General features: G+C 66.2%; 13 protein-coding genes. 7 read left to right on the forward strand and 6 right to left on the reverse strand.

The window, feature by feature from the left end; all coding sequences use genetic code 11:
* Nucleotides 1–5: 5 nt before the first annotated feature.
* The 4 genes from IE224_RS05790 to IE224_RS05805 all read right to left on the reverse strand — a co-directional run bounded on the left by IE224_RS05790 (nucleotide 6) and on the right by IE224_RS05805 (nucleotide 3,114).
* Nucleotides 6–311 (reverse strand): chorismate mutase, encoded by a 306-nt coding sequence (locus tag IE224_RS05790; RefSeq protein ID WP_167621371.1) that lies wholly within the window; start codon nucleotides 309–311, stop codon nucleotides 6–8.
* Nucleotides 311–1,807 carry a signal recognition particle protein gene (gene ffh, locus IE224_RS05795; protein ID WP_167621372.1) on the reverse strand — a complete coding sequence of 499 codons (1,497 nt, stop codon included), beginning with the start codon at nucleotides 1,805–1,807 and terminating at the stop codon, nucleotides 311–313. The genes IE224_RS05790 and ffh overlap by 1 nt, the downstream gene beginning before the upstream one ends.
* Nucleotides 1,808–1,990: 183 nt before the next feature.
* Nucleotides 1,991–2,401, reverse strand: coding sequence for a cell envelope integrity TolA family protein (locus IE224_RS21370; protein ID WP_373305511.1), 411 nt, complete (start codon nucleotides 2,399–2,401; stop codon nucleotides 1,991–1,993).
* Nucleotides 2,402–2,526: 125 nt separating this feature from the next.
* The gene (locus IE224_RS05805) at nucleotides 2,527–3,114 is read right to left on the reverse strand and encodes an FMN-dependent NADH-azoreductase (RefSeq protein WP_191308683.1); all 588 of its coding nucleotides are present in this window, start codon (nucleotides 3,112–3,114) and stop codon (nucleotides 2,527–2,529) included.
* A 99-nt stretch (nucleotides 3,115–3,213) separates the two neighbouring features.
* Between IE224_RS05805 and IE224_RS05810 the strand changes: the two genes are divergently transcribed.
* From IE224_RS05810 to IE224_RS05840, 7 genes are all read left to right on the forward strand, one after another.
* Entirely contained in the window at nucleotides 3,214–4,059 is an 846-nt protein-coding gene (locus IE224_RS05810; protein WP_167621375.1) for a LysR family transcriptional regulator, read from the forward strand.
* Between the two features lie 55 nt (nucleotides 4,060–4,114).
* Complete coding sequence (locus IE224_RS05815; RefSeq protein WP_191308685.1) at nucleotides 4,115–4,684, forward strand: peroxidase-related enzyme; 570 nt, start codon at nucleotides 4,115–4,117, stop codon at nucleotides 4,682–4,684.
* 32 nt (nucleotides 4,685–4,716) lie between these two features.
* On the forward strand, nucleotides 4,717–5,601 hold the full coding sequence (locus tag IE224_RS05820) for a DMT family transporter (RefSeq protein ID WP_191308755.1): 885 nt from the start codon (nucleotides 4,717–4,719) through the stop codon (nucleotides 5,599–5,601).
* A 111-nt stretch (nucleotides 5,602–5,712) separates the two neighbouring features.
* On the forward strand, nucleotides 5,713–6,483 hold the full coding sequence (locus tag IE224_RS05825; protein ID WP_191308686.1) for a division plane positioning ATPase MipZ: 771 nt from the start codon (nucleotides 5,713–5,715) through the stop codon (nucleotides 6,481–6,483).
* A gap of 82 nt (nucleotides 6,484–6,565) precedes the next feature.
* On the forward strand, nucleotides 6,566–7,735 hold the full coding sequence (locus IE224_RS05830) for an efflux RND transporter periplasmic adaptor subunit (protein ID WP_191308688.1): 1,170 nt from the start codon (nucleotides 6,566–6,568) through the stop codon (nucleotides 7,733–7,735).
* On the forward strand, nucleotides 7,732–10,785 hold the full coding sequence (locus IE224_RS05835) for an efflux RND transporter permease subunit (protein WP_191308690.1): 3,054 nt from the start codon (nucleotides 7,732–7,734) through the stop codon (nucleotides 10,783–10,785). Before IE224_RS05830 ends, IE224_RS05835 begins: the two co-directional genes overlap by 4 nt.
* A gap of 55 nt (nucleotides 10,786–10,840) precedes the next feature.
* On the forward strand, nucleotides 10,841–11,359 hold the full coding sequence (locus IE224_RS05840; protein ID WP_191308692.1) for a type 1 glutamine amidotransferase domain-containing protein: 519 nt from the start codon (nucleotides 10,841–10,843) through the stop codon (nucleotides 11,357–11,359).
* 117 nt (nucleotides 11,360–11,476) lie between these two features.
* On the opposite strand, the gene IE224_RS05845 is transcribed toward IE224_RS05840, so the two are convergent.
* Together IE224_RS05845 and IE224_RS05850 are read right to left on the reverse strand one after the other, a co-directional pair.
* On the reverse strand, nucleotides 11,477–12,814 hold the full coding sequence (locus IE224_RS05845) for a pyruvate dehydrogenase complex dihydrolipoamide acetyltransferase (protein WP_191308693.1): 1,338 nt from the start codon (nucleotides 12,812–12,814) through the stop codon (nucleotides 11,477–11,479).
* 12 nt (nucleotides 12,815–12,826) lie between these two features.
* Nucleotides 12,827–14,224: a pyruvate dehydrogenase complex E1 component subunit beta gene (locus IE224_RS05850; protein WP_191308695.1), complete on the reverse strand. Its 1,398-nt coding sequence runs from the start codon at nucleotides 14,222–14,224 to the stop codon at nucleotides 12,827–12,829.
* Nucleotides 14,225–14,236: the final 12 nt, after the last annotated feature.

Consider the following 14,236-nt stretch of genomic DNA (forward strand, 5'->3'; position numbering starts at 1 on the left):
CGCCGTCAGGATTGGAAGGTTTCGTGGTGCCGGATCACTTCGGCGATCACGAAGTTGAGGAATTTGCGCGCGAATTCCGGGTCGAGGTCGGCCTCGCGCGCGAGGCGTTCCAGCCGCTCGATCTGCTGCGCTTCCCGCGCTGGATCGGACGGCGGAAGATCGTGTTCGGCCTTGAGGCGGCCGACGGACTGGGTGTGCTTGAAGCGTTCGGCCAGCGTATAGACGATGATCGCGTCCAGCCGGTCGATGCTGGCGCGGTGGTCGCGCAAAAGGGCCGCGGCGCGGGCGGCGGGATCGGTGTGGTCGTCCATCACTTCTTCCCGAACATGCCGGACAGACCGCCCGGCAAGCCTGCCTTGCCCAACTGACCGCCCAGGCCCTTGGGATCCTGCAGCATCTTCTGCGCCTCGGCCATTTTCGCCGGATCGAAGTTTTCCAGGTCGGGCAGGCCGCCGCCCTTGCCGGTCATGGCGCGCATGGCCTGCTTCAGCATCCCGCCCTTGCCCATCTTGCCCAGCTTCTTCATCGTGTCGGCCATCTGCTTCTGCATCTTCAGCAGCTTGTTGAGTTCCGACACCTCCATCCCCGCGCCGGCCGCGATCCGCTTCTTGCGGCTGGCCTGCAGCATGTCGGGATTGGCCCGTTCCTTCTTGGTCATCGAATTGATGAGCGCGATCTGCCGGGCGATGGCCTTGTCGTCCATGCCCGCGGCCTCGGCCTGCTTGGCCATCTTGGCCATGCCGGGCATCATGCCCATGATGGACTGCATCCCGCCCATCTTCTGCATCTGTTCAAGCTGACCTTTCAGGTCGTTCATGTTGAACAGACCCTTCTGGAAGCGCTTCATCATGCGCTCGGCCTGTTCGACCTCCAGCACCTGCTGGGCCTTTTCCACCAGGGCCACGATGTCGCCCATGCCGAGGATCCGGCCCGCGACGCGCTGCGCGTCAAAGGTTTCCAGGGCGTCCATCTTTTCGCCCAGGCCCACGAAGCGGATCGGCTTGCCGGTGATGGCACGCATCGAGAGCGCCGCACCGCCGCGCCCGTCGCCGTCCATCCGGGTCAGCACCACGCCTGATACGCCGACCTTCTGGTCGAATTCTGTCGCGACGTTCACGGCGTCCTGGCCGGTCAGGCCATCGACGACCAGCAGCGTTTCGCGAGGCTGGGCGATGTCGCGGACGGCCTGAACCTCGTCCATCAGCGTCTGGTCGATATGCAGGCGCCCTGCGGTGTCCAGCATCACCACGTCGTAGCCGCCAAGCGAGGCCTGCTGCTTGGCGCGGCTTGCGATCTGCGTGGCGGTCTGGCCCGGAACGATAGGCAGGGTATCGACGCCGATCTGGCTGCCCAGGATCGCCAGCTGCTCCATCGCGGCGGGGCGGTTGGTGTCCAGGGACGCCATCAGCACGCGCTTCTTCTCGCGGTCCTTCAGGCGCAGGGCGAGCTTCGCGGTGGTGGTGGTCTTGCCCGAGCCCTGCAGGCCGACCATCAGGATCGGCGCAGGCGGGTTGTCGATGCGCAGCGCGTCGGGCGCGTCTTCGCCCTGCAAAACCTTGATCAGTTCGTCGTGGACGATCTTGACGACCTGCTGGCCCGGGGTGATCGACTTGGTGACGGCAGAGCCGGTGGCTTTCGACGTCACTGACTTGACGAAGTTGCGGGCCACCGGCAGCGAGACGTCAGCCTCCAGCAGGGCCACGCGGACCTCTCGCATGGCGGCGGTGACATCGTCTTCCGTCAGCGCCCCCTGCTTGGTCAGCCGGTCGAAGACGCCGCCCAAACGGTCGGAAAGGTTCTCGAACATCGCCGGGCCTCCTTCGGTCCAAAACAGGTTTGCCCCCGTGGGCGCAACGCGCTGACGGAGGGCGATCCCCACGCAAGGAAGGGACCGGAAGGCCAATCCTTCCGGGAATCCGGGATCACATAGGGGGAACAGGCGCCAGAGTCAATCCAAGAGCAAGGATAAGCCGGCCCTCATTCAGGCCAGTCAACCGCGCCTGGTACTGATCGGCAAGGCCAACGTGATGCTGGGAATGTTCATGTCTGGGGTAAAGGCTGGGATGCCCTTTATCCGGCTGAAGTGACGAACAAGGGCAGCATCCATTGCGCGATTTCCGCTGGACTCCATAACCTCCACCGTCATCACGCTTCCATCGCGTGCGATGGTGATCTCAAGCACAGTTGAATGAGGCCGGTTGCCGCCCGTAGTATGCAGCGCCGTGTCTGCACGACTTAGCGCGCGACGGAAGTGTTGGAGCGTTTGATCTGACCATTCACGCGAGTTCCGCGGAACCGCCTCGCTGGGGCGCCCGAAGGACGACTGGGCATGGGCAGGCATCGTTATGGGGCCGACCAAAACGAACAAAACTGCGAAGGCGGCTAGAAATCTTGAAAACATGCCAATATCCGTTTGGTGCTCGAAGCTTACCGGATATCCATAACTGATCTGTAAATTGCCGCCACGCCTAAATCATTAAAACACAAGGCAGGGCCAACACTGTGTCGACCCTGCATTCTGATGGCTCAGGCAGCCAGCTTTTCCAGCGCCTCTTGCGCGCGGGCCAGGCCTGCCTCGCGGTCCATCGCCAGACGGTCGGCGGCCACGAAGTCTACGTCGGTGATGCCCAGGAAGCCCAGCATGAAGCGGATATAGCCCGAGGCGTGGTCAAACTCGGATCCGATGGGCGTGCCCGCCGCGCTATAGGCGATGATGGCGCGCTTGCCCTTCAGCAGGCCTTCGGGGCCTTCTGCGGTATAGCGGAAGGATTTGCCGGCGCGGGCGATCTGGTCCAGCCAGTTCTTCAACTGCGCGGACAGGTTGAAGTTATAGACGGGCAGCCCGATCACCAGCACGTCGGCGGCCTGAACCTCGGCCAGATAGGCGTCCGAAATCGCGATCAGGCGCTGCTGATCGGGCGTCGGGCTTTCAGGGGCCATGCGCACGGCCTTGAACCAGGCGCTGTCGATGGTCGGAACGCCGTCGTTCAGGTCGCGATAGGTCACGGCGGCTTCGGGATTGGCAGCCGTCAGCTTGGCCACGATGTCAGCCGTCAGCTTGCGCGAGACCGACGCGTCGCCCGTGATGGCGCTGTCGAGATGCAGGATGTTCATGGCGAGGTCCGTTCAGTTTCGGTGCGTTGATGCTGATTTAGGGCTAGGCGCAGCCGGACGAAATGGTGATAAACGCGCATCATCTGTGCGGGGATGCACATGAGCTTTGACAGCTGGGACGACCTCCGCATCGCACTGGCCGTTGCGCGCACGGGAACGGTCAGCGCCGCGGCCCATGCGCTGGATGTCCACCACGCCACGGTGATCCGGCGCATCGACGGGCTTGAACAGCAACTGGGCGTCAAGCTGTTTCAGCGCCACCCACGCGGCTATGCCCTGACGGAAGCCGGGCAGGTCATGCTGAAGGTCGCGGGCGACGCTGACGAGCGCTTTGCCCAGCTTGCCGCGCAGATTGCCGGCAGCGGCGACCGGATAGAAGGCGAACTGGTGGTGACGTCACTGCCTGAACTGGCCGATCTGGTGATGCCCCGGCTGATCCGGCTGATGCGGCAGCATCCTGGCCTGCGGATCAACTATGTCACCGATGTGCGCCTGTTCCGCCTGGACGCCGGAGAGGCGCATGTCGCGATCCGCGCGGGCAGCCAGCCGACCGAGCCTGACTACGTCGTCCGCCCGATGGGCGCCCTGCGCCACCCGATCTATGCCTCGCCCGAATATCTTGCCGCGCATGGCGACGTGACGGATATCGGGGGCCACCCGCTGGCCCTGATGGGGCCGCAGTCGCGCAACGCGCCCTTGATGCGTTGGCTTCAGGAAAGGATCGACCCCGCGCAGGTTGTCCTGACCTCGGGCGACGAAACCGCGCGCGAGGCGGTGATCCGCGCGGGCCTGGCCATCGGCCCCTTGCCGCCGTCCCGCGCCGAAGGCCTGGTCGAGGTGATGGCCCTGCCCGAATGGGAGTCGCGGCTGTGGTTGGTCACCCATGTGGACCTGCACCGCAGCCCCAAGGTCCAGGCGGCGGTCGCGGCGCTGCGCGATGCGTGACCCCCTTCACAGTCTGCAAGCCGCAGGCCAAGCTGCCGCGCAGGAGGAACCCGTCATGACCCATCCCATCAGCCGCTTCCCGGTGCCCGAGCTTTCGACACTGCCCCAGGACATGCAGGATGCCATCGCCAGGGTCGCCGAGAAGTCGGGCTTCGTGCCCAATGTCTTCCTGGCCCTGGCGCACCGCCCCGACGAATTCCGCGCCTTCTTCGCCTATCACCAGGCGCTGATGGACAAGGATATCGGCCTGTCCAAGGCCGAGCGCGAGATGATCGTGGTTGCGGTCAGCGGCATCAACAACTGCCAGTATTGCGTTGTCGCCCACGGCGCGATCCTGCGCATCCGCGCCAAGAACCCGCTGATCGCCGACCAGGTGGCGATCAACTGGCGCAAGGCAGATCTGACAGATCGTCAGCGCGCGATGCTGGCCTATGCCGAAAAGGTCACGGTCGCGGCCCACCAGATCGGGGATGCCGACCACCAGGCGCTGCGCGAGGCGGGCTTTGACGCGGACGAAATCTGGGACATCGGCACCATTGCGGCCTTTTTCGGCATGTCGAACCGGATGGCCAACGCGGGCGAATTCCGCGCCAACGACGAGTTCTACATGCTGGGCCGGACGTGAACCGCACCGACGCCCTGCGCGGCCATGCGGCCATGCTTCTGTTTTCGGCCCTTGTCGCGGGATCGTTCTCGCTGGGTGTCCGGGCCGCGAACTTGATCGACCCGGCGGCGATCACGGTTGCACGCTTCATCATCGCGGCGGGCGTGCTGGCCGGGATCGCGTTCCTGATGCCCGGGCGGGGCAGGCCGCGCGCGCTGGTCGAGGCGCCCTGGCGATACCTTCTGCTGGGCGGCGCCTTCGCCGGATATTTCGTGCTGATGTTCGAGGGGCTGAAGACCGCCCCCGCCGTCGCGGCAAGCGCCGTCTTCACCCTGACGCCGATCATGGCCGCGGGCTTTGGCTGGCTGCTGCTGCGCCAGCGGATGACGGGGCATCTGGCGCTTGCCCTGGCTCTGGGCGGGGCGGGGGCGCTGTGGGTGATCTTCCGCGGCGATCCGGCGGCGCTGATGCGGATGGAGATCGGGCGCGGCGAGGCCATCTATTTCATCGGCTGCGCGTTGCACGCCCTTTATGCGGCCCTGGTCCGCAAGCTGAGCCGGAACGAGGGGCCGCTGATCTCCAGCCTGGGGACGCTGGTGGCGGGCGGGCTGCTGACGGCTGCCTGGGGCTGGGGCGCGCTGACCTCGACCGCCTGGGGTCAGCTTCCGGCGATCGTCTGGATCACGATCTTCTATGTCGCGATCTTCGCCAGTGCCTTTTCGACCCTGCTGGTCCAATACGCGGCGATGCGGCTGCCTGCCGCCAAGGTGATGGCCTATACCTATCTGACGCCGATCTGGGTGATCCTGTCCGAGGCGGTCCTGGGCCAAGGGCTGCCCGGCCCCGTCCTGCTGCCGGGTATCCTGGCGACCCTGGCCGCCCTGGCGCTGCTGCTGAAAACGGACGAACCGGCAACGGGGCCGGTGCGGGCCAACTGACCCGCGTCCTTCGCGCATCACCCGCGCCCCGATCGCTGGGGCGCCGCTTTCTTTCGTCCCACGGCCCCGCTAGGGTCCGCCCCGGATGAAGGGACGGCAAGGGGCGGCTTCGTGGCGCATATCATCGTCGTTGGCAACGAAAAGGGCGGGTCGGGCAAGTCCACCACCTCGATGCATGTGGCGACGGCGCTTGTCCGCATGGGCCACCGCGTCGGCGGCCTGGACCTGGACGTGCGCCAGCGCAGCTTTGGCCGCTACCTGGAAAACCGCGCCCATTTCGCCGCGCGAGAGGGGCTGGACCTGCCTATGCCCGTGATCGGCACGATGGGCGAGGGCGGCGACCCGCTGACGCCCGCCCTGACCGAACTGGAAAAGACCTGCAACTTCATCCTGCTGGACTGCCCCGGTTCCCATACCAAGCTTAGCCAGATGGCCCATACGCTGGCCGACACGCTGATCACGCCGATGAACGACAGCTTCGTGGATTTCGACCTGCTGGCGCGGCTGTCGCCGGAAGGCAAGATCCTCGGCCCGTCGATCTATGCCGAGATGGTCTGGTCCGCCCGGCAGATGCGCGGGCAGGCCGGGGCGGGGCCCATCGACTGGCTGGTGCTGCGCAACCGACTGGGCACGCAGCAGATGCACAACAAGCGCAAGGTCGGTGGCGCATTGCAGGCGCTGTCCAAACGCATTGGCTTTCGCGTGGCGCCCGGCTTTTCAGAACGCGTCATCTTCCGCGAGCTTTTCCCGCGCGGGCTGACGCTGCTGGACCTCAAGGACATCGGCACCGAACAGTTGTCGATGTCCAACATCGCCGCGCGGCAGGAACTGCGCGACCTGATCGCGGAACTGAACCTGCCGGGTGTCGAGGTCAATTTCTAGGCACGTGCCATCGCGACGCGTTGTTGCAGGCAGGCGCCGTGATTATCTTTGCGCACAAGCCATCGCAGTTTTGGGCGGATCCATGCGTTTCATCGCCGTTCTTCTTGTCGCTTCCGTCCTGCCGTTGGCCTCACCGGCCAACGAGCCCGCCGTCGCATCCGAGGCGCCGAGCCGCGTTGCACCCTCGGTCACCGTCGCGGCGGCTGCCCGGACCGAGGTGCAGGCCCGCGTGCCCGTGTCGGGCAGCATCGTTGCGCGCCAACTGGTGCGGGTCTTTCCGCAGGTCCAGGGGCCCGAACTAACCGAAATCCTGGCCGAGGCCGGTGACAGCGTGACAAAGGGGCAGGTGCTTGCGCGCCTGTCCACGGACACGCTGGCCGCGCAGCTGGAACAGGCCCGCGCAGAATACCAGCGGGCCGAGGCCGGGATCGGCCAGGCGCAAAGCAATATCGACAGCGCAAGCGCATCCCTGACCCAGGCGCAAAGCGTGCTGGAGCGGGTGCAGCGCCTGCGGGAAGGGGGCACGGCCTCTCAGTCCGCACTGGACGATGCCGTCGCGGCCGAAGCCAATGCCCGCGCCCAGGCCGCATCCGCCGCCGATGGCCTGGCCGTAGCCCGCGCAGCCCTGGCCCAGGCCGAGGCGGCACGCCGGATTGCGGAACTGAACCTGGAACGGGCCGAGATCGTCGCCCCTGTGGATGGCGTCGTCGTGACCCGCAATGCCGAACTGGGCACGCTAGCTGCGGCTGGCGGCGACCCGATGTTCGTCCTGCTGGCCGATGGCGAGGTCGAGATGTCGGCCGAGGTAATCGAAACGGCGCTTGACAACCTCAAGCCCGGCGACGCGGCCGAGGTGACGGTGGCAGGCGCGGGAACTGTGCCGGGGACGGTGCGGCTGGTCCCGGCGTCGGTCGATCCGGTGACGCGGCTGGGGGTGATGCGCATCGCCCTGGACGACGATGAAGGCATCCGCATCGGGCAATTCGCCAGCGGCTGGGTCATCACCGACCGGCACCAGGCCGTGACCGTTCCCGCTTCCGCCGTTCTGGCCGATGACGCAGGCGAAAGGGTTCAGGTCGTCCGGAACGGCGCGGTCGAAACCCGTCCCGTCCGCGCGGGCCTTCTGTGGGACGGGCGGCGCGAAATCGTCGAAGGGCTGGCCCAGGGCGAGCAGGTGATCGTGCGGTCCGGCGCCTTCTTCCGCACAGGCGATCAGGTGCGCCCGGTCGCGGCCGAAGGGGGGCAGCAATGAACTTCGCGACCCTGTCGATTCGCCATCCGGTCCCGCCCGTCGCGATCTTCCTGGTCCTGCTGATCGTCGGGCTTTACAGCTTCAACCGCCTGCCGGTCACGGCGATGCCCAACATCGACCTGCCGCTGGTGCAGGTCACCATCAACCAGCCTGGCGCCGCGCCGTCGGAACTGACCAGCCAGGTCATCCAGCCGGTCGAGGACAGCATCGCATCTGTGACCGGGGTGCGGCACATCACCTCGACCGCGACGGACAGCGCCGCCGTGATCGTGGTCGAGTTCGAGCTGGAGACGAACAGCGACCGGGCCGTCAACGACGTCAAGGACGCGGTGTCCAACGTTCGCCAGCAATTGCCCGAAAGCATCAACGAACCGCTGGTGCAGCGGCTGGATGTCACGGGGATGCCGATCCTGACCTATGCGGTCAGCGATCCGACCCAGTCGCTTGAATCGCTGTCCAAGTTCGTGGACGATGTGATCGGGCGCGAGTTGTCCACGGTGGACGGCGTCGGCAAGACCAGCCGCATCGGCGGCGCCGCGCGGGAAATCAAGGTTGAACTGGACCCCGACCGGCTGCTGGCGCACGGGCTGACGGCCGCGGATGTCTCGAACCAGCTTCGCGCCCGCAACATCGACCTGGGCGGCGGGCGCGGCGATCTCGCGGGGCGCGAATACTCGATCCGCACCCTGGGCGCGGCGGACAGCGTCGAACAGCTTGCCGGGGCGCCGATCAGCATCGCGGACGGGCGCACGATCCGGCTGGACCAACTGGGCCAGGTGATCGACGGCCCGGCCGAGGAACGCAGCTTCGCCCTACTGGACGGCCAGCCGGTCGTGGCCTTCGGCATCTATCGTACCACGGGCGCCTCGGACCTGGGGGCGGGGAACGCAGCCAAGGAACGGCTGGCGCAGATCGCCGACCGCTATCCCAATATCCGCATCAGCCTGATCGACGACGCCACCACCTATACCGAGGCCAGCTACAAAAGCGCCATGCACACGCTGTACGAAGGCGCGGCCTTGGCGGTGATCGTGGTTTTCCTGTTCCTCCGCAATTGGCGCGCCACCCTTGTCGCGGCCGTGGCGCTGCCCCTGTCGATCATCCCTACCTTCTTCGTGATGCACTGGCTGGGCTTCACGCTGAACGGCATCAGCCTGCTGGGCATCACGCTGGTCACCGGCATCCTGGTCGATGACGCCATCGTGGAAATCGAGAACATCGTCCGCCATATCGGCATGGGCGTGCCCCCATACGAGGCCAGCGAGGAAGCCGCGAACGAGATCGGCCTGACGGTGATCGCGATCAGCTTTTCCATCGTCGCGGTCTTTGCGCCGGTCAGCTTCATGGGCGGTATACCGGGGCAGTATTTCAAGCAGTTCGGGCTGACGGTCGCGGTGTCGGTCCTGTTTTCGCTGCTGGTCGCGCGTATCATCACGCCGATGATGGCCGCCTATCTGATGCGCGGCACCGTCCACGGCACCGAGGGACGCGACGGCTTCATCATGCGCGCCCTGATGCGCATCGTCGGCTGGACCATGCGGCATCGCGGGCTGACGCTGCTGACCGGCGTGGGGATCTTCGCTGGCTCCATCTGGTCCGCCACCCTGCTGCCGACCGAGTTTATCCCGGCATCGGACATCGGCCGCAGCCAGATCCAGGTCGAACTGCCCCCCGGCGCCACCATCGACAACACCGAGGACGCCGCCCGCCGCCTGTCCGCCCAGATCGACGAGGTGCCCGAGGTGCAGTCGGTCTTCGTCTACAGCGACGGGTCGGACGTGACCGAGGCGCGGGTGATGATCAACTATGGCAAGAAGGAAACGCGCGAGCGGTCCCAGTTCGTGCTGGAGGAGGAGTTGAAGCAACGCCTGTCCGGCACGCCTGACATGCGCATCAACTTCCAGAACGAGAACGGCCAGAACGACCTGACCATCAATGTCCTGGGCGCGACCGAGGAAGGCGCGGCGCTTGCCGCCGAACGGCTGGCGACGGCGATGTCTCAACTGCCGTCGCTGGAAAGCGTGACAACCACGGCCCGGTTGCAGCGCCCGGAGATCCAGATCACGCCCCGCGCGGATGTGGCGGCGCAGCTTGGCGTCTCGGCGAGCGACATGGCGACGACGCTGCGCGTGGCGACCTTGGGCGATGTCGAGGCGAACCTGGCCAAGTTCAACGCGGGCGACGAACAGATCCCCATCGTCGTGCGCCTGAACGCCGATGCCCGCGCCGACCTGGTGACGGTGCAGAACCTGCGGGTCAATTCCCAAGCCGGGCAGGTGCCGCTGGGGGCCGTGGCCGACGTCACCCTGTCGGCCGGCGCGACCGAGATCGGGCGCTACGACCGCCAGTTCCAGACCACCGTCAGCGCCAACTTGGCGGACGGGCAGTTGCTTGGTCCCGTCAGCACCCAGGTTGCAGAGTTGCAGGCCCAGATCGAACTGCCCCCCGGCACGCGGATCCAGCCCTCGGGCGATGCCGAGATCATGGGCGAGGTCTTCGGGGCCTTCGGCACGGCGATGGGGGCGGGTGTGCTGCTGGTCTATGTCGTGCTGGTGCTTCTGTTCCACAACTTCATCACGCCCGTGTCGATCCTGCTGTCGCTGCCGCTTGCCATCGGCGGGGCGATCCTGGCGCTGTTCGTGACGGGCCATTCGATCAGCATGGCGGTTGTGATCGGCTTCCTGATGCTGATGGGGATCGTCACCAAGAACTCGATCATGCTGGTGGAATTCGCGCTGACGGCGATCGAGCACGGCGTGGCGAAGAAAGAGGCGATCCTGGACGCGGTCCACAAGCGCGCCCGGCCCATCGTCATGACCACCATCGCCATGAGCGCGGGGATGATCCCCTCTGCCCTGGCGACGGGCGAGGGGGGCGAGTTCCGTGCGCCCATGGCCATTGCGGTGATCGGCGGGCTGCTGCTGTCCACGGTCCTGTCGCTGCTGTTCGTGCCCGCGCTGTTTTCGCTGATCCACGGGGGGCAGGGGCGGTTGACTGGCTGGGTCGCGCGGCGGATCGGGCTGAACCGGCCACGGCAGCCGGCGGAATAGGGGAACTTCGCACCGGACCTTGCATTGGGTGGGCTGACACAAAAGGAGGCCAATCATGGCAAAGGTTCTGATCATGGCATCGGACGGGTTCGAGCAGTCGGAACTGTTCGTGCCGCTGGAAAAGCTGAAGGATGCGGGCCATCAGGTCGACATAGCCGCCCCTGAGGCGGGCGAGATCAAGGCTTGGGACAAGGACGACTGGGGCAAGTCGGTCACGGCCAACAAGGCGATCGGGGACGTGGGCGCGGGGGATTACGACATCTTGGTCCTGCCCGGCGGCGTCATCAACCCCGACAATCTGCGCACGGACCAGACGGCCATCGGCCTGATCCGCAGCTTTGCCGATGCGGAAAAGCCCATCGCCGCGATCTGCCACGCCCCCTGGCTTCTGGCCGAGGCGGGGCTGGCCAAGGGCAAGCGCCTGACCAGCTACGAATCGATCCGCACCGACATGAAGAATGCTGGCGCCGAGGTGGTGGACGAGAAGGTGGTGGTGGACGGCGGCATCATCACCAGCCGCAAGCCGGACGACCTGGACGCCTTTGTCGGCGCGATCGAGGACGCCTTGGGCTGACCTGCGGCCCGCGGTGGCCGGGGGCACTTCGCCCCCCCGGCCACCCCGAGGTTATTTGGATGAAGAAGAAAAAAGGGCGCCTTTTCGGCGCCCTTTGTCAGTTGTTTGGTCTGGGGCTTAGGCCAGCATCCCCATCGGGTTTTCCAGATGGTTGACGATGGCTTCCAGAAGCTGCGCCCCCAGGGCGCCGTCGATGACCCGGTGATCGACCGACAGGGTCATGGACATGACATTGCGGACCACGACCTCTCCCTTTTCCACGACCGGGGTCTGGATGCCCGCGCCGACGGCCAGGATCGCGCCATGCGGCGGGTTGATGACCGCGTCGAAGTTCTCGATCCCGAACATGCCGAGGTTCGAGATGGCGAAGCTTCCGCCCTGGTATTCGTGGGGGGCGAGCTTCTTCGACTTGGCGCGGCCTGCCAGATCCTTCATTTCGGCCGACAGGGCCGAGAGCGTCTTCTGGTGGGCGTCCTTCAGGACCGGGGTGAACAGCCCGCCCTCGATGGCGACGGCCACCGCGACGTCGGACGGCTTCAGCTTCAGGATGCGGTCGCCCGCCCAGATGGCATTGGCGTCCGGCACCTGTTGCAGGGCCAGGGCGCAGGCCTTGATAACGAAGTCGTTGACCGACAGCTTCACGCCCCGCGACTCAAGCTGCTTGTTCAGCATGGCGCGGAATTCCATCAGCGCATCCAGCTTGGCCGAGCGGCGCAGGTAGAAATGCGGGATGGTCTGCTTGGCCTCGGACAGGCGGGCGGCGATGGTGCGGCGCATCCCGTCCAGCGGCACCTCGGTCGTCTCGCGGTCCGCATACATCTTGAGGATCGCATCGGCCGAGGGGCCTTTCGGCGCCTGTGCGGCCGCCGGCGCCGGGGCCGCGGCTGGCACAGCCGTGGGCGCTGCGGCAGGCTTGGCCGCGCCGGGTTTCGCGCCCTCGACATCCGCCTTGACGATCCGGCCGCGGGGGCCGGTGCCGGTGATGCCCGACAGGTCGATGCCCTTTTCGGCCGCGATGCGGCGGGCGAGGGGCGAGGCGAAGACGCGGTCGCCCCCTTCGGCCTTGGCGGGCGTGGGTTTGGCGGGCGAAGCGTCACCAGCCACGGGTGCGCCGATGGGGCCGCCATAGCCCTTTTCGGCTGCGGCCTTTTCCTCGGCGGCGGGGGCCGCCTTGGCAGGGGCGGGGCTGGCTGCGGCGGCCGAGGCATCCTCGCCCTCCTCCAGCAGCACGGCGATGGGGGTGTTGACCTTCACCCCCGCGCTGCCTTCGGCCACCAGCAGCTTGCCGATGGTGCCTTCATCCACGGCCTCGAATTCCATCGTGGCCTTGTCGGTCTCGATCTCGGCGATGATGTCGCCGGATCTGACCTCGTCGCCTTCCTTGACCAGCCATTTGGCCAGCGTCCCTTCCTCCATGGTGGGGGACAGCGCGGGCATCAGGATTTCTGTCGGCATAACGCGTTCCCCTTACCTGTAGGTGACTTTCTTCACCGCTTCGACCACCTCGGATGCGGTGATCAGCGCGTGCTTTTCAAGATTGGCGGCATAGGGCATGGGCACGTCCTTGCCGGTGCAGTTGATCACGGGCGCGTCCAGGTAATCGAAGGCGTTTTCCATGATATAGGCCGACAGGTGGTTGCCGATGGACCCAACGGGGAAGCCTTCCTCGACCGTGACGACGCGGTTGGTCTTCTTCACCGATTCGATGATCGTGCCATAATCGATGGGGCGCAGGGTGCGCAGGTCGATTACCTCGGCCTCGATCCCGTCCTGGGCCAGCTTGTCGGCGGCTTCCAGCGAATGGGCCATGCCGATGCCGAAGCTGATGATCGTCACGTCCTTGCCGGTGCGCGCGATCCGGGCCTTGCCGAAGGGGATGGTGAAGTCCGGCAGATCCGGCACCTCGAAAGAGCGGCCGTAAAGGATCTCGTTTTCCAGGAAGATCACCGGGTTCGGGTCGCGGATCGCCTGTTTCATCAGGCCCTTCGCATCGGCCGCCGAATAGGGCATCACCACCTTCAGGCCGGGGACCGAGGCATACCAGGCCGCATAGTCCTGGCTGTGCTGGGCGGCCACGCGGGCGGCCGCGCCGTTGGGGCCGCGGAACACGATGGGGCAGCCCATCTGACCGCCCGACATGTACAGCGTCTTCGCGGCCGAGTTGATGATGTGGTCCATCGCCTGCATGGCGAAGTTGAAGGTCATGAACTCGACGATGGGGCGCAGGCCAGCAAGGGCGGCACCCGTGCCGATGCCGGCGAAACCGATTTCGCTGATGGGCGTATCGACGACGCGGCGGGGCCCAAAGCGGTCCAGCAGGCCCTGGCTGATCTTGTAGGCGCCCTGGTATTCGCCGACTTCCTCGCCCATCAGGAAGACGGTCTCGTCGCGCTCCATCTCCTCGGCCATGGCCTCGCGCAGGGCTTCCCGCACGGTCATGGTTTTCATCTTGGTGCCTTCCGGCCAGTCGGGGCTGCGGTTGGGCTCGGGCGTCTTGACCGTCTCGACGGCGGACTTGCCGGGCTGGCCGCCCTGATCGGGGCCTTCCGCGGTCGAGGGCGCCTGCACCTGCGCGGGCTTGCTGTCAGCCCCCGCACGATCTGCCACGTCGTCTGCGGATTCGCCTTCCTCGACCAGCACGGCGATGGGGGTGTTCACCTTCACGCCCTGCGAGCCCTCGGCGATCAGGATCTTGCCCAGGATGCCTTCATCCACGGCCTCGAACTCCATCGTGGCCTTGTCGGTCTCGATCTCGGCGATGATGTCGCCCGCCTTCACGGCGTCGCCTTCCTGCTTCAGCCATTTCGCCAGCGTGCCTTCCTCCATGGTCGGCGACAGGGCGGGCATCAGGATTTCAGTGGCCATTCGTTCAACCCT

Origin of the sequence: Paracoccus aerius, assembly GCF_014656455.1 — a bacterium.
Taxonomy (GTDB): Bacteria; Pseudomonadota; Alphaproteobacteria; order Rhodobacterales; family Rhodobacteraceae; genus Paracoccus; species Paracoccus aerius.